The following is a 24,218-nucleotide window of genomic DNA, read 5'->3' on the forward strand; positions in this document are numbered from 1 at the left end:
TTAAGCGCCCAAAGCAGGCTTGGCGGCGGCAACAAAGCTTTGAACGCGTTTTGCTTCAACGGGGTTCCACCACACGCCGCCTTCTTTAAGCGATGAGGCCACAATCACAGCACTCGCAATGCTCAAAATGTCTGTGATGTTATCTTCCGTGACGCCTGACCCCACCAAAACAGGCAGGCTGGTTGCTTCTGCAACTTCGGCGATTTCATCCATCGAGGCGCTGTTGCCTGTGCGCTGCCCCGTTGCGATCACTGCGTCGACGTCGAAAAACGCCAAATCGCGGGTCAGTTCTGCCACGCTGCGATCCGCCGTGATGGAATGGCTGCCGTGTTTGACGTGGCTATCTGCGAAGACCTTAATGCCTTCACCGCGCAAGGCAGAGCGATAGCGCATTGCTTCTGCGGCGCGACCTTCCATAAAACCTTCGTTCGCCACATAGGCATTGGCCCATTGATTGACGCGAATGAAAGACGCGCCTGTGGCACGGGCAATCGCAAAGGCAGGAATGGGCGCATTGGCAAGAACGTTTATCCCGATCGGCACGTCGAATTCGCGCTTAATTCTGTCGACAACGACAGCCATGAAAGACGCAGTTTCGTAGCCTATGTCATCGGGCTTGGAAAAAGGCACATCTCCATGGTTTTCCACAACAAGCCCGTGAAGGCCGTTGCTAATCAAAGCGTCTGCATCGCGCATACATGCGTCATAGATTTGATCCAAGGTTTCACCTTTGTAACGCGGAGAACCGGGAAAAGGTGGGCAATGGATCATACCGATGAGCGCCTTTGAGCGCCCAAAAGTTTGCTCGATAGCATTGCCTGAATTGTCAGAGATTGTTTGCATGTTCGGTGTATCCTTTGCCGTAGCTGCAAGCTGTTGAAAATGCAGCCACGGCGATATTTTGAGATTTAAGATTTGCGCGAAAATTTGAAATTCGCCGTGAAAATCCGCGTGTTCAGCCAGATGGCAATAAGAATGATGGCACCGGTGACGATTTGCGTGAAAAACGGAGAAATATGCATCAAAATCAAACCATTACCAATGACAGCGATGGTCAAAGTGCCCAAAAGCGTGCCCAAAATCGATCCACGCCCACCAAAGAGCGATGTTCCGCCAAGAACCACGGCTGCAATCACTTGCAACTCGAACCCAACCGCTGCGTTGGACGACCCTGACCCAAGACGTGCCGCGATCAACAAAGCTGCAATTGCACAGGCGATACCAGACAGCATGTAAACAGATGCTATAACCCATTTGGATGGCATGCCAACGCGGCGCGCGGCTTCGGGATTTGACCCAACGGCGACAACTTGGCGACCATACATTTGACGACTGATCACGACGGCGGCGATGGCTGCAATCAGCAAGGCAATTATCGCTGGCACCGGCAAGCCAAAGATAGTCCCACGCCCCAAAGCAAAGAACCCCGGCACGTCTTTGATCGGAATCGAATAGCCTTGTGTCATGTACAACGCAAAGCCGCGCAAAATGGACAGGCCCGCCAAGGTGACGATGAATGCAGGAATTCCCTGATAGGCGATAAACCAGCCTTGGGCCAAACCGATTGCAGCCCCAAAGACCAGCATACCAAGCACAACAACAGGCCATGGCAGACCGTAAGACAATACAATCGCAGCAGTCGCATTAACCAAGGCCACTTGTGAGCCAACCGAAAGGTCGATGCCTGCCGTGATGATCACAAATGTCATTGCCACAGCGACAATCAAAATGGGCGCGGCTTGGCGCAAAATATTAAGTAAATTGCCAACGGTTAGAAAAACATCAGTGGCAACCGAGAAGAAAACGACGCAAACCGTAAAAAAGAATGCAATGGACAACACTTGGGCATTTGTCGTTAGGAAATCCGCAATGGAAGACCCCTGCCCGCGCTCGGTGTAGGATGTACTCATATCTCTTCTCCCTTGCCGACGATGAGCTTAACCAAATCCTCTAGACTGGTGTTTTTGATGTCACGTTCGGCAACTTTCGTTCCTTCGTACATGACTGCAATCTTGTCGCAGACACGGAACAAATCCTGTAGGCGATGCGTGATTAAAATAACGGACACACCGCGCGCTTTGACACGGTTGATAAGACGTAGAACGGCTTCGACTTCGGCCACAGCAAGGGCTGACGTCGGCTCATCCATGATCAAAACGCGGGGATTAAAGGACGCGGCGCGCGCAATCGCGATGGCCTGTCTTTGTCCGCCTGAAAGCTGAGCGACTTTTGCGTTCAGTTTCGGAATCCTGATGTCGAGATCATCCAGCATCTCGCGGGCTTTTTCGCGCATTTTAGCGTTGTCCAAGAACGTGTAATTGGTCATTTCACGGCCCAAAAACAGGTTCCCCATCACATCAATATGATCACATAAGCTCAAGTCCTGAAACACCATTTCGATTGCGCGATCACGTGCGTCCGCCGGATTGTTAAAGTGGACCTGCTCGCCGTCAATCGAGATCGTGCCACTGTCGGGAACATAGGTCCCTGAGATAATTTTCGTCAGCGTTGATTTGCCCGCGGCATTGTCACCGATAAGCCCAAGACATTCACCTGGTGCAATATCAAGATCAACACCGCGCAGGGCCTCAATTGACCCAAATGTAATGCGAATATCACGCAGAGAAATACGGGGGGGCACGGATGGTTTTATAGGTGTGTCGGAGGGCGCGAGGCCCTCCGATGTCTTAACCATGCTTTGCGATGGTGTGGAGGTCATTCGAACATGCCTCGGAAATCGTCAACGTTTTCACTGGTGACAATCGTGATTGGCACAGCGATGGAATATTCAACCGTTCCACCAGCATTGAGTGTCGCCAAAGCGTCAAATGCTGCTGCGCCCATACCTGCGGGGTCTTGTTGAATAACCGCAGCAACGTATCCTTCGTCGATGCCGTGGATGGCTTGCGCTGTCAGATCCCAACCAAAGATTTTGACATCATCTTGCTTGCCTTGGCTTTCAACAGCCGCAACGGCACCAAGCAAAGCGGGCTCGCCTGTGGCGTAAAGCGCCGTCAAGTCTGGGTTGGCTGTGATCATGTTTTCTGCGGCTGTCAGGGCAAGGTCTTGAACGTTCTGACCGTCAACAACACCAGCTTCGACGACGCCTTCAGCACCAGTGATCGTTTCTACGAAACCGTCTTGGCGGATGTTTTGAATCGCAGAGTTCAAAGCACCAACAACACCGATTTTTGCAGCGCCATCCATGTCAGAGGCAAGGTAGTCAAGAAAGAACGCGCCCATATCCGCGCCAGCGCTTTTGTTGTTCACACCAACCTGAGCAGCCTGCGGGCCCTCGGGCAAAACCGCATCAACAGCCACAACGGGGATGCCAGCGTCTGCGGCTTGTTGCACCGCTGGCATGATGCCATTTACATCGATTGCAACAACGATGATGCCTGCAACGCCTTGTTGGATGTATGTCTCGATCGCGCTGTTTTGCGCTGATGGATCATTGTTGGCATTGAAAATAACCAACTCATCGCCAGCCGCTTCAGCTGCGGCTTGAGCGCCAGCATTCATCTGATTGAAAAACAAAGCTTGTTGGTTGATTTGTACCATAGCGTAAGTTTCTGCATATGCAGAATTTGCCATCAAACAGGCCGCAGTGGCCGTCGATAGCAGGGCAGTTTTTGTAAAGAGTTTCATTGGGTTCTCCGTTGGAAAGGGACTTAATTTTGTTGTTGTCTGTCGTTTCTTATTATTGGCCGATCCGTTTGACCGAACCACGTTCGATCAATTCAACCGGCAAGAGTTCAGTGCGTGAGGTGAAGTCAGGGTCATCCCACTCAGGACTGAAAAGGATATCGACGGCACGCGTTCCAAGCATATCAACAGGCTGGCGCACAGCGGTGATTGCCGGTGAAAACAGATGCAATGACCGTGCATCATCAAAACTGATGAGCGAAAAATCTTCTGGAATACGGATGCCGCGCTCTTTGAACACTTCTAAAATCCCAAGCGTCAGCTCGTCCGACCCAGAGAAAATAGCTGTTTCCTGTGTCACTTGGCTGAGAAAACGTTCTGCCAATTCTCGACCAGATGTTGGTGAGTGATCGCCTAGGAAAAACGTCGGGGTGATGTCTTCGCTTCCGCCATCGGTCAATCCGTGCTGCAATCCCGTCAGACGCTTTTGGGTGCTGTGCAAATCGATGCCGCCCCCAAAATATGCAACGTGGCGATGGCCGGCAGAGCGTAAGTGGCGACCGGCCAACATTCCGCCCAGTTCATTGTCACACAAAAGACGCGGCGCAACGCCGCCGGGGACGTCTTCATCTAAAATCACCGCACGAGAAAATTCGTTCAACTGCCGCGCCACTTCAGATTCAGGGGTGCGGTTGGTGACGAAAACAACGCCATCGACGCGATTTTGCGAGGCCCGTTTGAGCGCCTCTAATTCTCGGTCACTTTTATTGAATGTCGCGTGCAGCAAGACCATTGAATTGTGAGAGGTCGCGGCCAACTCGATGGCCGCAGCCAATTTGGCGAAAAACGGATTGGCGATATCAGGAAGAATAACAGCAATCGTATCTGATCGCCCTAGACTAAGTCTGCGCGCATGCGGGTTTGGATGGTAGTTCAACTTGATGACAGCCGCATCAATGCGGTCGCGTGTCGCCTCCGGCAATTCGAGCGTACCGTTCAAATAGCGCGACACGGTGGTCGTGGAAACGCCTGCTTCTTGAGCGACTGTCTTGAGATTTGTCCGCGATTTCATCATTTGACCTTCAGGTAAGGGAAAAGACGTTTTTATCTAGTAAAGCCGTTTACTAAACCCTTTTACCACTGTTACTGTCGATTCTGTCAAGCAGTCTCAGCAAGAAATGGTTGCCATTTCATGATGTCGCTTAAAACTTATGCAACAACGCGGTCCGCGAAAGGGGTCAAGATGAAAGTCTTTATTGTCGGGAATATTGCGATGGATCAAACCATTGAGATCGACGATTTTCCCCGTGAGGGAGAGTCAATTTTTGGCAGCAAGGTCTCTTATGATCTCGGCGGGAAAGGTGCAAATCAAGCGATTGTTTTGGCACGCACCGGCGTTCGAACAATTTTCATCGCTGCGATCGGGACGGATGCTCAAAGCCATCAAATGCAAGACTTGCTCGCATGTGAACCTGTTATACCTCGCCTCATCGAACGCCAAAATTACGCCAGTGACACAACAGTGGTGCTTAAGGATTTGGCTGGCGGGAATGCCAATATCGCAACTGTTGATTGTGCGCGGAGTGTCGAAATTGTCGATGTCTTACCGCGAATGTCGGATGCAGTCGCGAATGATCTCTTGGTGATTCAAGGCAATCTGCAACATTCCACAACAGCTGACCTTATTGCCGAAGCGCGTAAGTTGAACATGCAAATCGCATTCAATCCGTCCCCCTTCAACCCAAACCTTATCCCCCTTTTGTCGGGCTTGGATGTTTTATTTTTAAACGAACACGAAGCCGAACAGGTCACAGGCAAAACAGGACAGGCTGCCGTACAAGACTTTCTAAATATGAACATCGAGACTGTGGTGCTCACATTGGGCGCAAGGGGAGCATTGCTTGGCCAGCGCAACGATGACGGCACCGATATCACACTTGTCCCTGCTCAAAACTGCGCCGTCGTCGACAGCACTGGTGCAGGCGATACACTTCAAAGTGTCACGATCGGTTCGGCCATGCGACGCGGTGGTAAGATTTGCGTTCATGATCTGGAACGCGCAACACGCGCCGCAGCCATTACGGTCACGCGGTCAGGCACAACGGCTGCATTCCCAACGCAAGAAGAATTGAAAACCCTGAACCGCCCCCCTTCCCCCATCACCAATCCATATACATCCACAGATGGCCGAGACTTACCTCGATAAAATCAGCAACTGCTTTCCCAGTGCACCATTACATCTAAGAAAGACGCCGTAGAAACAAACCGGACTGGTGATACAATTCTCGATATTATATTTTGTAAATAAGAAGCCTTGCGGCACATGCATCTGCAAGGCTCTCTCTTAAAACGTTTTGCTTATACTTTAAAACAACCGCCATTCGGCACCGGACGCAACTTGACCATCACGGCAACCGAAAAAGGGTAAGCTGTATTCTCTATCCATCACGTATTTGGACGTGACGACGTGCAGGCCCGCACCCAATAGCCAACAGCCCCCGACAGTTTCGATCCGGCTGATACGCGTATGGATTTGCATAAGTATAAGCACGAGGCAGCAAACGACTTGTAAACGAGCATCTAAGGCAACGCTAAAGCGCGACGGGTTCAAATCCGTTTTCAAACAGACAAAACGGCCTCTATACGGGCCCCCTTGAAAGACGCGATAAAGCGGCTCATCGCATCGCGGGTCTCAAACAGGCAAGCCGCAGTTGAAAGCGCATCGGCCAGACCAGCAGAGCCTGCTGAGACCGAAATTTCCCGCCAAAGCGCGCGTGCAGGCACGCCCGTGCTAGGGTTGATAATATGTCCAACCCGAGCCTCGGCATCAAAGGTCGTTCCCAGAGGGGCGGACGTGGCCAGCGCGCGTGCGGCCAGCGCGACCTCTCCTCCTGCAGCCAATTTGACCGGCCACGCGCGCCCGTTGGGCTGGCGTCCCAAGGCGCGAAATTCGCCAGTATCAATCAAGATATCCGTAAGCCCTTCTGCCTCCAACATCCCCGCGATGCGATCCGCGATATAGCCCTGAGCAATACCATTGAGGGTAAGCGCCATGCCTGATTGCAGTTCAATCGCTGATGTGTCGAACCGAACCTGTTTCCATCCCGTTTGCGAAAGAGCTTTGCTTAACCTTTTTGGGGTGGGCGGTTTGCCCAGCATAGATGCCTCGGCATAGCAGGCCCAAAGAGGTTGGATCGTCGGATCAAATTTACCATCACTTGCACGATGCACCGCATCAGCAAGTGAGAGACACTCGAGCAACTCAAACGGTGGCGCCGTCAAATGCCCCGTGCGGTTCAAGCGCTGCAAACGACTTTCAGGGCGATATAGGCTAAAGATATCTTCGAGCCGCGAAATCTCGGCGACCACACGTGCGCTGATCGCTTTTGCGTCAGGATGGTCTAAACGCAAGGTCGCGCGTGCGCCAAGGGCGGTGCCCTGCCACGTATACATGGGTGTGGCATTCCCTATACTCGGCAAGCAGGCAGCAGAGGCGCAGATGGCAAGAAAACGGCGGCGGGTTGTCATGGTCTTACTCTCCTAATGGACGCGAAAGGGCGCGCAGGCGTTGTTCAAAATCTGTATCATCGACGTCCCCGTCCAATGCCACAGGGGCCAATACGGCCTCATTAGGTATGGTCTCCAACGACATGACCTGACCGCCGTTTAGCGCTGCAAATTCATCTGCTTTTTCCAAATCCCTGAACGGCACAATCTCGGGGGCTCCCATCCCGCCAATCACGCGACTGCCAACAACGTAATGCGCTTTGCTCGCTTCGATCCAATTGGCAATTCCAGGCTCGGACCACGAAGCGCCAGGCGCGCCCATGTCATTGACCCAGATCGCCAAAATGTCATGGGATTGCTCGGGCAAACGCAGGTATGCAACCACATCGCGCACTTGGCTGAAAAACAAAGGCGTCTGAGGCAAGCCACTCAAATGGGCCTGTGCTTTCGGGCCTTCATGCTCAAACAGGTTCATCTGGCAAAAATGCCCGACGGCTTCGGCGGTCAGCGGAACGGGAGAGGTATCTTGCGCCACCTCCTGCTTGCAGGCCACCAATATCACCAACGCCAAAATGCTGAGTAGACGGATCATGGTTGAACCTTTCTAAACGCCAGAGTGGCAAGTCCGAGGGCGACCAAAGGCCAGCACAGAACAGACACCAGCGATTGCCAAAGCGCGATTGACGTCGCAGCAGCGCCAATACCAGATGCAGCAGACGTCGCCTGCGATGCTGTGAGATTAAACAAACGAAAAGCGTCAGCAGGATTGGCAAGCAAGGCAGTGGGGAAAAATTGCGTGGTGAATATGCCGCCATCATCCGCGACAACCGCCGCTAAAAGTGCCAAATCATACAACACCACCAGCCCCAGCCAAAGCCCGATGGCCAGCCCCGCCGCCCCCGATGTACGTCGTGCAAGAGACGACAATGCATAGCCAATGCCCAAAAATGTCGCCCCCAACAGTGCCGATGTCCACGTCAGGCGCCACAGCGCACCGACCCCAGCAGCGGCTGCTGGATCACCAACAACAGCAATAAGAGCGGCGGCACCGTAGCCTGCCACAAGGGCAATAACCAATATGCCCGTATGCGCCACAAGCTTGCCTGCCAAAATTTCCCAACGCGCCACAGGATAGGTGAGCAACAAAGGCAACGTGCCCCGTTCGACTTCGCCAGCAACCGCATCGAACGACATCAGCAGCGCCACCAAAGGCACCAAATAGACCGACAGCGAGGTCAGCGAGGCCACCGTGATCGACAAAGGATCTGCCCCAAGCCCGCCACTGGGTGCGGACCCAACGGCCGATAGAACCAGCGAAAAGACCACCATCAGCACCACCGCGATCAGCACCCAGCGATTACGCCGCGCGATATGCGCCTCGGTTATTGCGGTGGCAAGAATGCGCGCGATCATTGACCGTCCCTCCGGCTGAAATGGCTATAGATATCCTCAAGACTGGGCGGGATGACGTCTATGTCAGCCACCTTGTTTTTAAGTCCGGAAATTTGCGCAAGAGTGCCAAGTTTGTCTTCTTGCGAGCAGGTCAGATGCAAAGCGCCCCCCACGCGAATGGCATTGGGCAGAGCTGCAAGAATATCTGCGTCATAGCCCTTGCGCGTGGTGATGTGCATCGCCACAGGCAAAGCCGCTTCGCGTCGCAAGTCCGGCAGCGATCCTGTTGCCACCATCTGCCCGCCGGACAGGATCAACAGCCGGTCCGTGCGCGCCTCGACCTCCGTCAGGGCGTGGCTGGACAGCAAGATCGCAGCGCCTTCAGCAGCAAGCCTGTCAAGAAGCGCGTAGAAATCGCGGCGCGAGACAGGATCCAAGCCGCTGGTCGGCTCATCCAGCACTAAAAAGTCAGGACGTCCGATCAGGGTTTGGGCCAGCCCAACGCGCTGTCGCATACCTTTGGAATAGGTGCCTATCCGACGCTTGGCGGCGTGGCCCAGACCGACCTTATCCAGCAGAGCCATGGCCCCTGATGTGTTCTCACCACGCAGGCGCAGGTAATAGGTGATCTGTTCCAACCCTGTCAGAGCGGAATGAAACGTAGCATTTTCTGGCAAATAGGCGACCTTGGCGCGGGCAGCAGCCCCACCTGGCGCGGCACCGCAAACCGAAATCTCGCCGCTGTCTGCCGCAATCAGGCCCAAGATCACCTTCATAAGAGTGGATTTTCCCGCACCATTATGGCCCAGCAATGCAACCCGTTCACCTGCGGCCACATGCAAAGACACATCTGACAGGGCTTTGACCCCGCCAAATGATTTAGTGAGATGAGAGATCGTTAACGTCGAAGTCATCTATTTCGCTTTCATTCCGTCGCGCGGCCACTTCGGCCTCCATGACGAGATATTTTGAGGGAATTTTAATATTTGGCGCAATCATAAGTGGGCTGGAATCCACAACACCACCGGGCAGCGTGGCGGGAAAACTGGACTGCGCCCAGCGGATAAGTTGTACTATCGGCGCACCCGTTAGCAACGAAGCAGCAGGCTGGGACCAAAGGATATGATCCATCATGTCATTGGGGCGAAATGCGCTGTCGGCAATGCCGTCCCCGCCCAGATCAAAGCTGGCGTGATCAGACCAATAGTTGCCCCTGCCCTCAAAGCTCCATTCAATATCGCGGGTGCCAACATATTTCACCTGCGTCCGGTTCCCGACAAAGGCGTTCCCCGTCAGCACATTACGTTCTGAACCAGCGGTGAAGTGGATGCCAATATTGCACCCCTCAAAGCGGTTGCCATAGATGAGGTTCTTGTGCGCGTTATAGATAAACGTACAACGATCCGCACCGCCGCGCACCAGATTACCAGACACATCAGCGTTGTTCGCAAAGTTGAGCATAACGCCGTGACTGTGGTCAGACAGGCTTAGGTTGTCTCGAATGATGATCTTATTCGAGAACATAATGGCATATCCAAGGTGGTTGCCGATCGACACGTTGCCTGACACCTCAGAGTCATTCGTGTACATATAATGCACAGCAAAACGCAGATCGCGAAACAGGTTGTTGCGGTAGGTCCCCTTGCGCGACGCATTCGAAAATATGCCATCACGGCCCCACCGAACCGAATTCCCCTCGACCACCGTGCCAGGAGAATTCCAGACATAAATACCGTTGCCACGATCATTCATCCGTGGATTGCGAGTGCCCTCGATGGTGTTGTTGCGGACCTGCGCATCGCGCCCCCCATGCACATCGATGCCGTGTAAGTTGCCTAGAACGCGGTTGTTTTCAATAATCGCGCGGTCGGCTTTTTTTAGGATCTTGATACCAGCGTCAGTCTCTTGGCTGTTCTGGCCTGATCCGATCACACTCAGATTGCTGATCGTCACATCAGAAGCCTCAATGCTGATCACTGTGCCTTGGCCCATGCCATCGATGATCGCATCATGCCCACCTGTCAGCGTGAGAGGCCTATCGATGACAATCGCGCCGCTGTGCAGACCGGATTGTAAAATAAGAACATCGCCGGGGTTGGCGCCGGCGATGGCCGTTACAAGCGTGCCCTGCCCCGCTGCCACGCGCAACTCTTCCGCCCAAAGAGGCAGAACAGTCAGCAGTGACAGCATAAAGATCAGGGCACGCATCATGGCTTAACTCACCTTTGGCTCAACAAACATCAGCTCGCCATTGGCAAAAATCACAATCATCAGCTCGCCTTTGGCTCAACAAACATCCGTCCGCGCATTTCCATATGCAGCGCGTGACAGAACCATTGGCAGTAGTACCAATAGACGCCCGGCTGGGCCGCTATGAATGTGACCGAAGACGTGGCTTGTGGGCCCACCTCCATCGCGACACCGTGGTTGCCCAAGGTGAAACCGTGGGTCAAATCGTCGATGTCATCAAGGTTGGTCACATAGATCGTCACCTCATCCCCCTGTTGGACAGTAAAGGATTCAAGCGCAAAGGTCGGCGCGTTGCTGGACATGTAGACCCGCACCTTGTTGCCGTCGCGAATGACTTCTTCTTGCCAATCATCCAGATCAACACCGTCGATCTCAGCCTGCGCACGCGCGTCAGCCCACATCGGATCGTTACGATCCCAAACGGATTTAGGGTTCAACTTACTTGGGTCCACCATGATCGCATCATGCGGCTCGGCAAATGTCGGGCCGTCATGGATCAAAGTCAGCTTGTCACCATCAATCGCAAACAACTGTTCGTTTTCTGGCTTTAGTGGACCAACATTAAGGAACCGGTCTTTCGAGAATTTGTTCATAGTCAGATAGTATTTACCGGATGCTTCCAATGTCTCGCCCATCACAGTCGAGTTGTGACCGGGTTGGTAATGCACATCAGCCTTGGTTCTGATCGGGTTCACGTCTTCGCCGTTGTACAGCTTGATCGCGTCTTCGATGTTCCACTTGACCACTTGGCTGTCCAAGAACAGCGTGGTGTAGGCATCGCCCATCCCGTCAAAACAGGTGTGAAGCGGCCCAAGACCCAATTCAGGTTCTGCGACAACAACACTGCGCGGGTCGGCCCCTTCGTTAAAGACGGCATCCAGTTTACGCACGTCGATCACTGACACTGTGGGCGATAACTTACCCGCGATACACAGGTGAATTTTGTCGGGCGCCATATTACAACCGTGCGGGTTATTCGGGATCGGGATATAACGGGTGTATTTGTTGTCAGTCCCTTTGCGACCATCAAGCACCTTAACGCCGTTCAATTCGATAAAGTCACCCGCCGCGATGCCGGCCTCAATCTCTTTGATGTTGAAGACAACCACGTGATCCATATCGGATTCGGTCATGTCGCTCAGATTCATGCCCATTTCCGAGTTATATGAGGTCGAGAAAGCGTATTTCCCGTCATAGTCACAATCGGTATTGTCAAGATTTCCGGTGACCATCACCTGCCACGCCACTGTCATTTCGTCTGCGTTTACAGCGGTGTAGAAGTTCACGTATTTCTCAGGCTCGTCTAGGATTTTGCCATCGTTGACCATTGGCGTTTCATCTTCGCCGTTACAAAAGATGTAATCAGTGCGAGGCCATTTTTGTGGACGTAAACCATGGATTGCCTTGGCGTTCGGGATCTCGATGATCTTGTCACATTTCATCACATCACAACGCACACGCGCCACACGGGTGTTGGCTTTATCGTTCATGAACAGATAGCGACCGTCATATTTGCCTTCGGTGAATGACATATGCGGATGGTGCAAATCGCCATTCGGTGGAAATTCATGACCGTTGGCGGCAAGATATTCCTTGGTTTTCGGCAGCAAACCCTCGGTCAAGATTTTCTTGGATTCGTTGGTGATACCCCAGCCCGTTGCCGAACAGGTGTTAAACACCGGCACGCGCATTAATTCACGCATGGACGGGATGCCCAGAATGCGCATTTCGCCACATTGCCCAGAGGACCAGAAGCCATAGAATTCATCCAACTGGCCGGGGGCCACTTCGGCACCGGCTGCTGCGCGCGCGCTGGTGGGTAAGGCAACCGTCGCAGCAGCAACCGTGCCGCCTGCCAACATGGCGCGACCACCCCAAGTGCCCGCAAGAGCGACACCGCCGGCCGTTGCTCCGAGCAGGTTTCTGCGGGACAGTGTTATTTTTTTATCCTCAGACATATCGTACCCTTTCATTTTGTAGGTATTTTGAGTGTTTGGTTGGGGTGGCCGACGAACCGTTCAAGGTCCGGTCCAGCACCGTCTTTTGCCCGTCGCTTCATCTTTTTGATAACGACAGGGCAGATAGTTTCTGACTGATAAAGCACCTGACAATGCAGACAGTTGATGCATTCGTTCGGGTTGATCTCACCCGTCGGATGAATGGCTTGTACGGGGCATTGGTGCGCACAGGTCTGGCACGGGGTCCCACATTCCTTGTACCGCTTAAGCCAATCGAACATCCGCAACCGCGCTGGGATCGCAAGGGCTGCCCCAAGCGGACACAGATAGCGGCAAAAGAAACGCTCGACGAAAAGTCCGGCAATCAAAAGCGCTGCTACATAGGCAACAAAGGGCCATGCGCGCACAAAATTCAGGATGATCGCGGTCTTGAACGGCTCAACCTCGGCCAACCGCTCTGCCTGTTCTATGCTGGTCAAAGACACACCGAACAGGCCGAGGAAAATCATGTATTTCAGGGGCCATAACCGTTCGTGCAGGCCCCATGGCAAGGTCCATTGCGGGATATGCAATTTGCGCGCAACTTGGTTCAGCAATTCTTGCAACGCACCGAACGGGCACAACCAACCGCAATAGGCTCCGCGCCCCCAAAACAGCAATGCTGCTGCGACCGAAAACCACAAGATAAACGTCAGCGGATCAAGCAAGAACGCCTGCCAGCTAAAGCCGGAAACCAACGATCCAAACAATGCCATCAAGTTGACGACAGACAGTTGTGCGTTGGACATCCAGCCCAAATAGACCAGCGTGACCGACAAAAAACCGATGCGGAACCAGTAAAACCCACCTGCGTTGCGCACGGCCAGATTTTGGAAAAAGAACACACCCGTGAGGAGGGTCAGCATGATGCCAAGCACGGTGATTTCGACTTTTTTGCCCAGCCAAATCTTTTTCCACAAAGCCTGTTGCGCATCGAGCTCGGATTGCGAAGTCACCTCTGCAACACGGGCTGGAACCTCTTCCATGACGGGCGATACAACGGTTCGGATGTATTTTGACGGCAATTGGTAGCCCAGATCGAAAGTGGTAAATACCTTTTCAATCGCGCCGACTTCACGCTGCACCAACAGTTGGATACGAAACGGTTTTGTCGGATCAAAACCACTGTCGGCGGGGATTTTGAACAGGTCGGCTTCGGCAAAAACGGGTGCGCCATCTGCCGCGATTGCATTGATCCGCTTGTGCATGCGGTCCCGAAACCGGACAGACACGTCATTTTGGATCAAAACTATCCGATCAAAAATACCGCCACGCACATAGCCAGACCCTTTGAAGGAATAGAGGCCGCGGCCCACAATCGCGACTGCATGATCGCCTTCGTCCAACCAAGCCTCAATATTTTCGGCAACAGCCTCGCCCAAAATCGCGCGACCTATCGCGGGGTGCGACACAAGGGCCGCCTGCATTTCGATGAACGTTGTCTCAGGGGCCTCATTCAGCGCACGTTCGCCTGCACGCTCATCCTCCATCGCCGCAAAGGCCGCGTTGATTTGACCAACATCCAGCGAGAGGCGGCGCAGGGTGCCATCTCCCTCCAGCGTCATCCAGTCACTTGAGGCTTCTGCATCTGGGTTGATTTCAAATTGCGGGCCTGTGTTTGTTGCCTCGGCCGCCAAACCGCCCAACCCCAACTGACGCGCCACTTTCAGGCCTGCGCGCACAATATTGTCGTCAATCACCATGACCGTGACCGTGGCACCAGAGATAATATCAAGCTGATGTGCGGTGCCGCCAGATTCCGCCTCAGCCACAAGATCAAGACCACGATAATTGGCGACCAGCGCCTTTACCTTTGCCTCTGGAATGCCGATCAAGACGATGGGTTCTGAATGTTTGACCAGCTGTACGCCAATGACTTTGGCGTCGTCATCAATCGCGACCATCGTGTGAATAGGTTTGCCAGAATACCCGGTCGTAGAAACAAAATCAGAGGTGATATAGGCCCAGCCGATCCGCTCTGCGCCTTTGAGCACTTCGACAACTGGAACATCAGGATGGATAGAGCCAAAACCATCCGCCCCCTCAACCAACACGGCGGCGGTCATGTCTGGCAATAATTTGGACAGGATCGTATCTGCGGCAACAGGCAGCCCCCAAAGGAGCATTGTCGCAAGCATCGCTATGACTTTAAGAGGGCAAGAGAAAATCTTCATGCGAAGGCGTCCTTAAATGGAAATCGCCCGTCGCTGCGCGTCATTTGACCAAACTCAGGATGATCAAACAAGATCAAACCAGCTTGAATCAGCATGTATACCTGAACAGCCGGAGGGCCACGCGGCGCCGGGAGCATATGTCGTTTGCTAGGGATAGGGTTCGGCGCACAAAGCTGCCGCAGCAGCATTTCAACTGTGGTAAAAGAGGGGGATACCGTGTCATTTTCAGGAACGAGAGACCCGATAGCCTGACAACAGGTCAAACACTCAGGGCAGTTCGCAGCCGGTTCAACTGGGTTGCCATTCGCATCGAACAAGACTGTCTTAGCCCCCCCGTCTGCACAAATCTCAATCGAGAAAACCGCACCACCACCCGCTTGGGCCATGCCGAAAGGGCCGTACAAAGTCAGGCAGAATGACAGCAAAAAGCCGAAGAAAATGGTAAATGCGGTTTTCATATCGAAAAATCTAATTCCAGATCAAACGAGGCGCTTTGGGCTGCCGCCGCGCAACGCGTGATAGAGCGAAGCCCTTTACAGCATGAGTGGTTTTGATCGCGCGTTGGAGCGTACTCAAAGGCCGTTCAGGCTTTTCTCGAATTGCGTTTTGGCTTTCTTGGGCATTTTCCCTGCAAGAAAACGCTCCGCATCGACAGCGACGTCTCCGACAGCGATGACCATCACCATACCCATGCCCCAATGCGGCTTGCATTTTACGCCATAAAGGCCGGGTTCTGTGAGCGTCACATCAATCTCTTCGTTAATTTTTCCTGCAAAGGCTGTGGCGCCTTCAGGGATCATCCCATTGACAGATTCAGCATTGTGGCCTTTGTCAGCGGGGATAAATTTCACTGTATCCCCCGCAGCAATGCGCAACGAAGCGGGTTCAAAAATCATTGTGCCGCCCTCACCCTTGTTCAACATTTTAACTTCGAACGTTTCAGCGGCGACGGCACCGCTGAGCGCCAACATGATGGCAGCAGATGTAACCAAAGAGCGAAACATCGTATTTCCTTTCGAGTGAATCGTTGTCAAAGACACTCGTAACGCGCCTTGCGGCCCCAAACGTTGCGCTAGATTAACCTTCTACTCATTATATGCTCATCAGGACCCGCTGGCGGTGCCCGTGAAACGTCTTTAGGAAAGGCGTAGCTTTAAAGCAGGAGAATAGCTTTGCACAAAATCGACGAAAACCTGTTGTTGCCCTTGCCCCTTTTTTCCAAACTCGAAAAAGAGCAGGTCAGAACCATTCTCGATCAAGCAAGCCGCCGCCGATTCGAAACTGGCTCAGCGGTTTTTCATGAAGGTGCTCTTGCGGAACGGTTTTTCCTGCTACTGGATGGCACTATCAGGGTGATAAAGTTGACTGCGGATGGTGAGCAGATCACCTCTATTCACATTCCTGCGGGGCAACTGTTCGGGATAGGAAAAGCGCTCGGTCGTACAACTTACCCTGCGACGGCAGTTGCGGCCTCAGAGGTGTTAACACTCTCTTGGCCGACAGATGTTTGGGATAAGTTCGCCACCAAATACACTGGCTTTGCGACAGAGACATACAAGATGGTTGGCGATCGTCTGGGTGAGCTAAACACCCGTGTTGTTGATATGTCGACACAACATGTCGAACAGCGCATCGCGCGGGCACTGTTGCGACTGATCGACCAATCGGGTCGTCAAGTTGAAGAAGGCATAGAAATCAGCTTTCCCATTACGCGCAAAGACGTGTCTGAAATGACAGGGACCACCCTGCAGACCGTAAGCCGTTTGCTGAGTTTATGGGAAAAGAATGGGCTTGTGATCAGCAAACGCAAGAAAATTATTATCTGCAATCCGCATCAATTGAACATCCTCGGCAAGATGTAATTCGACGTATATGACGTGCGATGTCTCTGCGCACAAAGGCATTTCCTCAAGGGTCCACTTTCGACTGGCGTCAATGGTTCTGTGCCGTGAACTTACCTGGCCTTCGGTGTCACTTTGGGCAGCACGCCCCCCCATCTTGTATCGTGACAACAGTCTTTAGTCACAGCGGCACGTCTATTCGGTGCCGGTAAATGGCCTGTCAGCGCAGGCCATTCACATTCAAATACACTGCATACAATGAACTTGTGCCAGCTATAAACAATCGGTTTAATTTGGGCCCGCCAAAACACAGGTTGCCAACCATTTCAGGGATATGCACCTTCCCGATCAACCCACCATCTGGGGCGATGCAATGCACACCATCGGCGGCGGACGTCCAAATGCGACCGGCGCGGTCCAAACGAAATCCATCAAACAGCCCATTGGTGCATGACGCAAAGACACGTGATGCCCCAAGCGTTTTGCCATCGCTGTTGACGTTAAGCGCGCGGATATGTTTCGCACCATTTTCGGTATGCGTCGCCCCCGTATCGGACACAAACAACGTCTGTTCATCTGCAGAGAATGCAAGGCCATTGGGCTTGTCAAAATCAGAAGCGACAACATTGACCTCACCCGTATCCCCATCAACGCGGTAAACGTGACAGCCTGATTGTTCAACCTCAGCACGCTCGCCTTCATAATCCATCATGATGCCGTAGGACGGATCCGTGAACCAGATCGAGCCATCAGATTTCACCACCACATCATTGGGCGAGTTGAGCCGCTTGCCTTGATAGCTGTCGGCAATAACGGTGATCGATCCGTCATGTTCCGTTCGGGTAACGCGGCGGGTGAGGTGTTCGCAGGACACCAGACGCCCCTGCCCGTCAACCGTGTTGCCATTGCTATTGTTGGAACCTTGCCGAAAGACGGACACAGACCCGTCGGTTTCATCCCAACGCATCATGCGGTTGTTCGGAATATCGGACCAGATAAGGTAGCGCCCCGCAGGAAACCATGCAGGCCCCTCTGACCAACGCGCGCCCGTCCACAAGCGCTCCACGCGGGCATGACCGATAAAGCAAGCTCCAAATGCAGGGTCTATACTTTCAAATCCTGTTCCATCCAATTCACCGAACATCTTTATCTCCTGTGTCTGGCCAAAGGCCTCGGTTACACCTTATCTTTATACTCAGGGCTTTCAGAAGGCCGCGTGATGCACACCCCCTGTTTTGGTCTTTGGTTCCCGGGCAATGATGCATCAGGACCCCAAATCGCCTGATAGGTATCAAAGGCACGCCCGCGCCATTGCAGCACAACAGCCACCAAGACAAGCAAAGCCCACCAACTGCCGATCACCACCCACATCCAAATGGGCGCATTGGCCGCCCAAAGCCCCGTTGTGATTGTAATTATAATCAAACCTAAGGCGGTGTAGCCAACAAGTTTGTGAACAAATTCAAAGACAAGTCGGCGGGGAGTCATATCGAAGTGGTCCCCCCGCAGACTTCCATCCGCATGAGGGGCTGTTGGTCCGCCTTTGGTGCCACGCAGGGCGCCCGACAAAAGCTGCATCACTCCAAGGCCCATAACTGTATAGCCAAGAACGTGATGGCGTACCGCCGCACCTGTATTTTGCACCGAGATTAAGATCAGAACCAAAGCGATACAGGCAATACCAAAGGACGATATTTGTCCCCAAAAATGCACGTCCCACCAAATGCGATTGTCCAATTCGCGCGGCCAATCTTGTTTCGGGGTGATTTTATAAAACCGCGCGATCAAAATCGCCAATGGCGTGATCACCCCCCAAGAGAGAACCATCAGCCGCGCGTGCCAAGACAGGGCAAAGCCGATATCATGGGCGCGCGCAGCATCGATGGGGGATAGAAACCAATCAAGCATCAGCCTTTTACCGCGCCAGCCGTCATACCCGTGATGATCTGCTTAGAAGCCACAAAGGTAAAGATAATCGGCGGAATAGCCAGCAACATGCCAGTGGCCATGATCACACCCCAGTTGATATCATATTCCGTGATCGAGTTCACAATGGTCACCGGCACGGTCCGCGTGTTGCGATCCAAAAGCGCATTGCCAAGCAAAAATTCATTCCACGCGATGCGAAAGGTAAAGATCGCAGCCGCAGCCAAACCCGGCTTGATTATTGGCAGCACCACAAGAAAGAAAATCTGAATGGGGTTGGCGCCGTCCATGCGTGCCGCTTCTTCAAGCTGGATCGGAACTTGGACGATAAAAGACTGCAAAATCCAAATGACAAACGGCAGGTTCATCGCGGTGTAAACCAGAATGATGCCTGTAAATGTGCCGTCCAATCCGTATTGGAATGTCCAGATGCCAAACACAGGTACAAGCAGAACAGCAGGCGGCACCATACGCATCAAAAGCGTTGTCATCGACACCGTACCACGGCCCATAAACTTAAACCGAACCAAGGCATATGCCGCCATACAGCCCATCAACAATGTCAAACCGGTCGAGATCAGCGCAACAAAAAGCGAGTTGCCCAAAGCGCGCCCAAAGGTCGGGTCGCAGTAGTCCACATGGCTCGGCTCATACCACAGCACATCGCATAAAACGGTTTCGTAATTGGCCAGTGTCGGCGCAAAGAAAAAGGCCGAGACAGAGCTGTCGTAGACATCAACGTTGGTTTTAAACGATGTCGCCAGCATCAATAAAATTGGACCAAGCGACATGACAACAAGCACCGCAATCAACATGTAAAACAGCGGGTTTTGCGTTTCTTTTTGAACTGACATTACGCTGTCCCTTTCGCGGCCATCGCCTGCATTTTTGCGGCACGGCCTTCTTGCATTTTATTGTAGGCAAACATCCCGATGGTCAGCGCCATCAACACCATAAGCAACGTGTTCGACATCGCAGCGGCTTCGCCGAGCTCTTGGAATTCTTGTGCGGTACGGAAAATGCGCATGGCGACGATTTCAGTCGAAAGACCCGGCCCCCCGTTGGTCAAAACCATGATCACTTCGAGCACCTTAAAGGCATCGATCAATCGTAACATCAGCGTCACAATCAACACCGGCAGCATCAATGGCAACTTGATGTGAATGACTTTTTGCATCTCAGAGGCGCCATCGATTTCGGCGGCTTCCAAGGCAGAGCGGGGTAAGGATTGCATCGCGGCCAGCGACAAGATGAATATAAATGGCGTCCACTGCCAGACATCTGCCATCACCACGGCAACAAAGGCCCATGTGCTGTCAGAAAGCCAAGGGATGCCTTCAAAGCCCCAGTCTTTCAACGTGCGGTTAAAGATGCCCACGGTGGGGTGATACATGTAGCGCCACATCAGACCCACTACGATTGGGGCGATCATCATTGGTAAAATGAAAATAGTCCGCAAGAAGGACATGCCTTTGATGTTGCGATCAAGCAGCAAAGCCAAGCCGACACCAATGAACATCTCAAGCGTCACGACCACAGCCGCGAATTTGACAGTCACCCAAAAGCTCTCGCGAAAAGCCGCGTCATGCATCAGGTTTATATAATTGCGTAGCCCAACAAAATCGGCCTCTCCGATCCTTTGACTTGGACTCCAATCCAGAAAACTAGCGTAGATCATGTACCCGATCGGATAGAGCAATGCGACGGCCAGAATGATCGCAGCAGGAGCCATGAACACATACGGGGTGAGCCGGTTTGCTTTGTTTGCAATACTCATCAGCTTTTGCCTTAGACATTTAGGGTTGAAGGGAAAGTCTCGAAAGCGCGCTCCGCGGGACCGCGAAGCGCATTGCTCAGCTTATTGCCAAGTGTAATAGCCAGCGTCTTGCATGATGGCCTTGGTGCGTTCAGCAACACCGTCTAAAGCCGTCTGAATGTCAGCGCCTTCTGTGATCACTTGGGACATTGTGGTGCCAAGATCAGCGTTGATTTTGCCCCATACTGGGATGATCGGACGCCAATCTGGATCCGCATTTTTCAACGCTTCCCCAAAGGTTGCCATGTATGGGAACTTTGCGTTCACATCCTCATCAGCATGCGTTGAATACCGTGAAGGATTGCCGCCAGCCAAAGCGATCATTTTGTCCGCTTTCTTAGAGGTCAGCCACTGCATCAACAAAAACGCGGCGTCTTTGTTTTGCGCGTTTCTTGGAATGCCGATCCCAAATCCACCGGTTTGCGACCCCGCACGCATACCAACTGGGTGCGGTGCCCATGCGACTTTGCCAACCACTTTGGATTTTGCCGGATCGTTCACTTGCCCCGCAAAAACCGTTGAATCCAAGTACATCGCGGATGTGCCTTGCAAGAACGACGCCGCTGCTTCGGCAAAGCCAAATGTGGCCGCACCTTCTGTGCCGCAATCCACGATGGTCTTTAACGTCTCAGCCGCAGCAACACCTTCGGCGTTGTTCATAATCGGGTTCCAGTTGTCGTCAAAAATACGACCACCAAGAGGCGCAAGGTGCAACAAAAATGCGTGACTTGCATCATGTCCAGACGCCGCACGTGACGCTAGACCGCCCATGCCTGGTTCAAGCTGAGGAATCTGACAGGCCACATCAAGCAGTTCTTCATAGGTGGTTGGCACTTTCAGACCATGTTTGTCGAAAATGTCCTGACGATACCCAAGGATGGATGTCTCAGAGCCAAATGGCAGGCCAAACAATGATCCTGTTGGCCCCGGAAGATAGCCTTTTTCACCACCAGACACACCGATGTTGCCAACGTATCCTTCCACCAAATCTGCCGCATCATAGGCCGGATCAGACAGTTTTGGGTTCATGAAATAACGTGCAAGGTTTTCAAGTTGATCGGCATAAACATAGTCAGCCTTTGAGAAGACAACGTAGGCGATAAGATCGTAATCACCTTTGTTTTTTGTCAACTCAAGCGTCTGTTTTTCGCGCATTTTAAGGTACTGAAGCTGATCGACCTCAACTTTAATTCCGGTTTCTTTGGTGAACTCAGGCAGCACCTTCATCACAGCATCGTAATGCGGATGCGCAGGAAAGTTCACAACCAGCGTTGTGCCTGCATAATCGTCATACGGCCCGGCAACAGCCGCCGCAGTGGTCATCATGAGAGCCGATACAGCCCCCACGACAGTTGTTTTGATATTTAGCATTTTTTCCTCCCAGAAAATGAAAATATTGAAGGTATTAAAGAGCGATTTCTGTTTTCTTATCAAACAGATGCACGCCATCAGGATTGATCGCGAAGCGCAACTGCCCGTTGCGATCGATTGGAATGGTCGATTTGAGTTCGACCTCCACCTTTTGGCCACCGCAATCGCATAAAAGCACAGTTTGCGCGCCGATATATTCCGACACGATGATGCTCACGAGTAAGGATTGGTCCTCGGCCGCTGCGGGGTCGTAGACCAGATCAGAAGGACGCACGCCAAGCGTGACTGAGCGCCCATTATGGGCGCGGGCGGCCTCGGCTTTCTGCTGTGACAGTTTCACACAGAACCCCTGCCCTTGAACGAATATCTCGCCGGATTTCTCAGTAATCTCGCCGTCGAGAAAGTTCATCGGCGGCATACCAAGGAAGCCCGCCACAAATTTATTCGCAGGATTTTTGAACAGCTCTTCAGGGCTGCCTTGCTGCTGGATGTACCCGCCATTCATCACGACGATCCGATCGGCCAAAGTCATGGCCTCGATCTGATCATGCGTGACGTAGATCATGTTTTTCTTCACACGTTGGCTCATCAAAGCCAACTCTGCACGCATCTGTCCGCGCAGTTTTGCGTCCAAATTGGACAGCGGCTCATCGAACAAGAATGTACCGCTATCGCGCGTCAAAGCCCGCCCCATCGCGACGCGCTGACGTTGACCGCCAGACAGCTCGCCAGGTTTGCGATGTAAAAAATCTGTAAGACCCAATGTTTCCGCCACGGCAGAAATTTTTGCGTCAATCTCGGCCTTTGGCATGCGCTGTAATCGCAATGCAAAAGACATGTTCTTTGCGACATTCATATGGGGATAAAGAGCATAATCCTGAAACACCATGGCCAGATCACGGGCTTTTGGCTCAAGCTGGCTGACAGGTTTTCCGTCAATGTAAATCTCACCTTCGGTGACACTTTCAAGCCCAGCAATCATCCGCAATGTTGTGGATTTTCCGCAACCAGAGGGCCCCACAAAAACGGTGAACTCGTCCTCTTCCATTTCGAGATCGATACCATGCAACACTTCAAAAGAACCGTAGCGCTTTACCAGCCCCTCTAAGACAATCTTTGGCATAGTCTCCCCCCTATTTTCGCCAGCCTCTCGGCCTGTTACCGGTCACAATAGCACATATGTGACCGGTAACAACAAAAAATATATGGGAATAAATTTAACAAATTCAGTTAACTATGAATTATCGGTGCTTTGCCTGAAAATTGGGTCTGCTGGAACTTCGATGTGATTCGTGCTGGCGTCCGTCCCGCGTGCTTTCAAAAGACGGGTAATCAACGCCCCCGTCTCACGGCCAATCGTCAAAGGATCAACCATAACAGTGGAAATAGAGGGCGACGCAAAGCGCGATACTTCGAAGTTACCAAACCCTGCTATCGCGACCTGAGCTGGAACCTGAATGCCCTTGCTCAGTAAATAGCTTTGCACACCAAAAGCGGCCAAATCTGACACGCAGAAAATACAGTCCGTGTCAGGCCAATTCTGCATAACTTTTTCTGCAGCCAGCGCGCCCACGTCAATCGACAAAGGCGGCGCGCCATATTGCACGATACGTGACGCATCCAGCCCCGCAGCTGTCATGGCAGCAACAAAGCCCGCACGTCGCGCCGCCCCACGTGTCCAGCTGTCGTCTTCTTCACCCAAAAAAGTAATGTTACGATAGCCCTTAGCGATCAATGCCTGCGTCATTCGAAACGACGCATCCTTGTTGGAAAACCCAACTGTGTGCCCGATGGCGCGATCCGGTCGTTCCCAAATTTCTATGATAGGAATATCAACACTGCTCAAAAGTTCATAGGTGCGTTCGGTGTGACCATCATAGGACAGCACCATCGCTTCGGGTCTGCGCCGCAGCAAGGCTTCGACCAGAACTTCCTCGCGCTCTGCGGAATAGGCCGTATGGCCAAGCAAAATTTGCAAATCAATTTTCTCAAGTTCTTCGGTCAAACCCTGTACGGTTTGCGCAAAGTGCAGATTGTTCAGCGAGGGCAAAAGGGTCGCGACAAAGCCCGATTTCTTTGTCGTTAGGCTGCCAGCCATTTGATCGGGCACATAATTGAGATCGCGCACAATCTTAAGAATATGTTCACGGGTCTCAGCCGCAATAGGACTGTTTTTTTTCAAGGCCCTAGAGACCGTCATGCGCGACACGCCAGCAGCTTTGGCAACGTCGCGCATGGTCACTTGCGTTTTGGGTTTGTCTGACGGGCTGGAACGATCGGGCACAAAAACTCTTTCACT

23 protein-coding genes are annotated in these 24,218 nt (G+C 52.7%); 2 read left to right on the forward strand and 21 right to left on the reverse strand.

Annotation, left to right across the window (positions count from 1 at the left end; translation table 11 throughout):
• From KO497_RS13440 to KO497_RS13460, 5 genes are all read right to left on the reverse strand, one after another.
• Positions 1-843: a BtpA/SgcQ family protein gene (locus KO497_RS13440; protein ID WP_215944473.1), complete on the reverse strand. Its 843-nt coding sequence runs from the start codon at positions 841-843 to the stop codon at positions 1-3.
• 65 nt (positions 844-908) lie between these two features.
• Positions 909-1,910 carry an ABC transporter permease gene (locus KO497_RS13445; RefSeq protein WP_215944474.1) on the reverse strand — a complete coding sequence of 334 codons (1,002 nt, stop codon included), beginning with the start codon at positions 1,908-1,910 and terminating at the stop codon, positions 909-911.
• Positions 1,907-2,719, reverse strand: coding sequence for an ATP-binding cassette domain-containing protein (locus KO497_RS13450; protein ID WP_252729667.1), 813 nt, complete (start codon positions 2,717-2,719; stop codon positions 1,907-1,909). Before KO497_RS13450 ends, KO497_RS13445 begins: the two co-directional genes overlap by 4 nt.
• Entirely contained in the window at positions 2,716-3,648 is a 933-nt protein-coding gene (locus KO497_RS13455; RefSeq protein ID WP_215944475.1) for a substrate-binding domain-containing protein, read from the reverse strand. The genes KO497_RS13450 and KO497_RS13455 overlap by 4 nt, the downstream gene beginning before the upstream one ends.
• 52 nt (positions 3,649-3,700) lie before the next feature.
• Positions 3,701-4,720, reverse strand: a complete 1,020-nt coding sequence (locus tag KO497_RS13460) for a LacI family DNA-binding transcriptional regulator (protein ID WP_215944476.1) — start codon at positions 4,718-4,720, stop codon at positions 3,701-3,703.
• A 168-nt stretch (positions 4,721-4,888) separates the two neighbouring features.
• Between KO497_RS13460 and KO497_RS13465 the strand changes: the two genes are divergently transcribed.
• On the forward strand, positions 4,889-5,851 hold the full coding sequence (locus KO497_RS13465; RefSeq protein ID WP_215944477.1) for a PfkB family carbohydrate kinase: 963 nt from the start codon (positions 4,889-4,891) through the stop codon (positions 5,849-5,851).
• A gap of 413 nt (positions 5,852-6,264) precedes the next feature.
• On the opposite strand, the gene KO497_RS13470 is transcribed toward KO497_RS13465, so the two are convergent.
• The 9 genes from KO497_RS13470 to KO497_RS13510 all read right to left on the reverse strand — a co-directional run bounded on the left by KO497_RS13470 (position 6,265) and on the right by KO497_RS13510 (position 15,969).
• Positions 6,265-7,173, reverse strand: coding sequence for an FAD:protein FMN transferase (locus KO497_RS13470; RefSeq protein ID WP_215944478.1), 909 nt, complete (start codon positions 7,171-7,173; stop codon positions 6,265-6,267).
• Between the two features lie 4 nt (positions 7,174-7,177).
• The gene (locus tag KO497_RS13475; protein ID WP_215944479.1) at positions 7,178-7,744 is read right to left on the reverse strand and encodes a nitrous oxide reductase accessory protein NosL; all 567 of its coding nucleotides are present in this window, start codon (positions 7,742-7,744) and stop codon (positions 7,178-7,180) included.
• Complete coding sequence (locus tag KO497_RS13480) at positions 7,741-8,565, reverse strand: ABC transporter permease (RefSeq protein WP_215944480.1); 825 nt, start codon at positions 8,563-8,565, stop codon at positions 7,741-7,743. The genes KO497_RS13475 and KO497_RS13480 overlap by 4 nt, the downstream gene beginning before the upstream one ends.
• A complete protein-coding gene (locus KO497_RS13485) occupies positions 8,562-9,458 on the reverse strand; it encodes an ABC transporter ATP-binding protein (protein ID WP_215944481.1) in 897 nt (298 codons plus the stop codon). Before KO497_RS13485 ends, KO497_RS13480 begins: the two co-directional genes overlap by 4 nt.
• On the reverse strand, positions 9,424-10,755 hold the full coding sequence (locus tag KO497_RS13490) for a nitrous oxide reductase family maturation protein NosD (RefSeq protein WP_215944482.1): 1,332 nt from the start codon (positions 10,753-10,755) through the stop codon (positions 9,424-9,426). Before KO497_RS13490 ends, KO497_RS13485 begins: the two co-directional genes overlap by 35 nt.
• A 59-nt stretch (positions 10,756-10,814) precedes the next feature.
• Positions 10,815-12,752: a TAT-dependent nitrous-oxide reductase gene (nosZ, locus tag KO497_RS13495; RefSeq protein ID WP_215944483.1), complete on the reverse strand. Its 1,938-nt coding sequence runs from the start codon at positions 12,750-12,752 to the stop codon at positions 10,815-10,817.
• Positions 12,753-12,763: 11 nt separating this feature from the next.
• Complete coding sequence (locus tag KO497_RS13500; protein WP_215944484.1) at positions 12,764-14,965, reverse strand: NosR/NirI family protein; 2,202 nt, start codon at positions 14,963-14,965, stop codon at positions 12,764-12,766.
• Positions 14,962-15,423 carry a hypothetical protein gene (locus KO497_RS13505; protein ID WP_215944485.1) on the reverse strand — a complete coding sequence of 154 codons (462 nt, stop codon included), beginning with the start codon at positions 15,421-15,423 and terminating at the stop codon, positions 14,962-14,964. The genes KO497_RS13500 and KO497_RS13505 overlap by 4 nt, the downstream gene beginning before the upstream one ends.
• Before the next feature lie 114 nt (positions 15,424-15,537).
• A complete protein-coding gene (locus KO497_RS13510) occupies positions 15,538-15,969 on the reverse strand; it encodes a pseudoazurin (RefSeq protein ID WP_215944486.1) in 432 nt (143 codons plus the stop codon).
• A 168-nt stretch (positions 15,970-16,137) separates the two neighbouring features.
• On the opposite strand from KO497_RS13510, the gene KO497_RS13515 reads away from it, so the two are divergent.
• Positions 16,138-16,827: a Crp/Fnr family transcriptional regulator gene (locus KO497_RS13515; protein ID WP_215944487.1), complete on the forward strand. Its 690-nt coding sequence runs from the start codon at positions 16,138-16,140 to the stop codon at positions 16,825-16,827.
• A 199-nt stretch (positions 16,828-17,026) separates the two neighbouring features.
• Here the strand turns inward: KO497_RS13515 and KO497_RS13520 are convergent, their stop codons facing one another.
• The 7 genes from KO497_RS13520 to KO497_RS13550 form a co-directional block, all read right to left on the reverse strand.
• Positions 17,027-17,950, reverse strand: coding sequence for an SMP-30/gluconolactonase/LRE family protein (locus tag KO497_RS13520; RefSeq protein WP_215944488.1), 924 nt, complete (start codon positions 17,948-17,950; stop codon positions 17,027-17,029).
• A gap of 32 nt (positions 17,951-17,982) precedes the next feature.
• Positions 17,983-18,714, reverse strand: coding sequence for a cytochrome b561 domain-containing protein (locus tag KO497_RS13525; protein WP_215944489.1), 732 nt, complete (start codon positions 18,712-18,714; stop codon positions 17,983-17,985).
• Entirely contained in the window at positions 18,714-19,586 is an 873-nt protein-coding gene (locus KO497_RS13530; protein ID WP_215944490.1) for a carbohydrate ABC transporter permease, read from the reverse strand. Before KO497_RS13530 ends, KO497_RS13525 begins: the two co-directional genes overlap by 1 nt.
• Complete coding sequence (locus KO497_RS13535) at positions 19,586-20,509, reverse strand: carbohydrate ABC transporter permease (RefSeq protein WP_215944491.1); 924 nt, start codon at positions 20,507-20,509, stop codon at positions 19,586-19,588. Before KO497_RS13535 ends, KO497_RS13530 begins: the two co-directional genes overlap by 1 nt.
• Positions 20,510-20,590: 81 nt before the next feature.
• A complete protein-coding gene (locus tag KO497_RS13540) occupies positions 20,591-21,919 on the reverse strand; it encodes an extracellular solute-binding protein (RefSeq protein ID WP_215944492.1) in 1,329 nt (442 codons plus the stop codon).
• Positions 21,920-21,953: 34 nt separating this feature from the next.
• Complete coding sequence (locus tag KO497_RS13545; protein WP_215944493.1) at positions 21,954-23,042, reverse strand: ABC transporter ATP-binding protein; 1,089 nt, start codon at positions 23,040-23,042, stop codon at positions 21,954-21,956.
• A 111-nt stretch (positions 23,043-23,153) separates the two neighbouring features.
• Entirely contained in the window at positions 23,154-24,203 is a 1,050-nt protein-coding gene (locus KO497_RS13550) for a LacI family DNA-binding transcriptional regulator (RefSeq protein ID WP_354668124.1), read from the reverse strand.
• Between the last annotated feature and the right edge of the window lie 15 nt (positions 24,204-24,218).

Source organism: Pacificibacter marinus (genome assembly GCF_018860665.1).
Taxonomy (GTDB): domain Bacteria; phylum Pseudomonadota; class Alphaproteobacteria; order Rhodobacterales; family Rhodobacteraceae; genus Celeribacter; species Celeribacter marinus_A.

Excerpts from the sequence above, each read along its gene's own strand:
- KO497_RS13470 (WP_215944478.1), bottom strand. The coding sequence starts at position 7,173 with ATGACAACCCGCCGCCGTTTTCTTGCCATCTGCGCCTCTGCTGCCTGC.
- KO497_RS13445 (WP_215944474.1), bottom strand. The coding sequence starts at position 1,910 with ATGAGTACATCCTACACCGAGCGCGGGCAGGGGTCTTCCATTGCGGAT.
- KO497_RS13525 (WP_215944489.1), bottom strand. The coding sequence starts at position 18,714 with ATGCTTGATTGGTTTCTATCCCCCATCGATGCTGCGCGCGCCCATGAT.
- KO497_RS13455 (WP_215944475.1), bottom strand. The coding sequence starts at position 3,648 with ATGAAACTCTTTACAAAAACTGCCCTGCTATCGACGGCCACTGCGGCC.
- nosZ (WP_215944483.1), bottom strand. The coding sequence starts at position 12,752 with ATGTCTGAGGATAAAAAAATAACACTGTCCCGCAGAAACCTGCTCGGA.
- KO497_RS13505 (WP_215944485.1), bottom strand. The coding sequence starts at position 15,423 with ATGAAAACCGCATTTACCATTTTCTTCGGCTTTTTGCTGTCATTCTGC.
- KO497_RS13530 (WP_215944490.1), bottom strand. The coding sequence starts at position 19,586 with ATGTCAGTTCAAAAAGAAACGCAAAACCCGCTGTTTTACATGTTGATT.
- KO497_RS13490 (WP_215944482.1), bottom strand. The coding sequence starts at position 10,755 with ATGATGCGTGCCCTGATCTTTATGCTGTCACTGCTGACTGTTCTGCCT.
- KO497_RS13460 (WP_215944476.1), bottom strand. The coding sequence starts at position 4,720 with ATGATGAAATCGCGGACAAATCTCAAGACAGTCGCTCAAGAAGCAGGC.
- KO497_RS13535 (WP_215944491.1), bottom strand. The coding sequence starts at position 20,509 with ATGAGTATTGCAAACAAAGCAAACCGGCTCACCCCGTATGTGTTCATG.
- KO497_RS13545 (WP_215944493.1), bottom strand. The coding sequence starts at position 23,042 with ATGCCAAAGATTGTCTTAGAGGGGCTGGTAAAGCGCTACGGTTCTTTT.
- KO497_RS13465 (WP_215944477.1), top strand. The coding sequence starts at position 4,889 with ATGAAAGTCTTTATTGTCGGGAATATTGCGATGGATCAAACCATTGAG.
- KO497_RS13485 (WP_215944481.1), bottom strand. The coding sequence starts at position 9,458 with ATGACTTCGACGTTAACGATCTCTCATCTCACTAAATCATTTGGCGGG.
- KO497_RS13520 (WP_215944488.1), bottom strand. The coding sequence starts at position 17,950 with ATGTTCGGTGAATTGGATGGAACAGGATTTGAAAGTATAGACCCTGCA.
- KO497_RS13500 (WP_215944484.1), bottom strand. The coding sequence starts at position 14,965 with ATGAAGATTTTCTCTTGCCCTCTTAAAGTCATAGCGATGCTTGCGACA.
- KO497_RS13440 (WP_215944473.1), bottom strand. The coding sequence starts at position 843 with ATGCAAACAATCTCTGACAATTCAGGCAATGCTATCGAGCAAACTTTT.
- KO497_RS13480 (WP_215944480.1), bottom strand. The coding sequence starts at position 8,565 with ATGATCGCGCGCATTCTTGCCACCGCAATAACCGAGGCGCATATCGCG.
- KO497_RS13540 (WP_215944492.1), bottom strand. The coding sequence starts at position 21,919 with ATGCTAAATATCAAAACAACTGTCGTGGGGGCTGTATCGGCTCTCATG.
- KO497_RS13510 (WP_215944486.1), bottom strand. The coding sequence starts at position 15,969 with ATGTTTCGCTCTTTGGTTACATCTGCTGCCATCATGTTGGCGCTCAGC.
- KO497_RS13450 (WP_252729667.1), bottom strand. The coding sequence starts at position 2,719 with ATGACCTCCACACCATCGCAAAGCATGGTTAAGACATCGGAGGGCCTC.
- KO497_RS13475 (WP_215944479.1), bottom strand. The coding sequence starts at position 7,744 with ATGATCCGTCTACTCAGCATTTTGGCGTTGGTGATATTGGTGGCCTGC.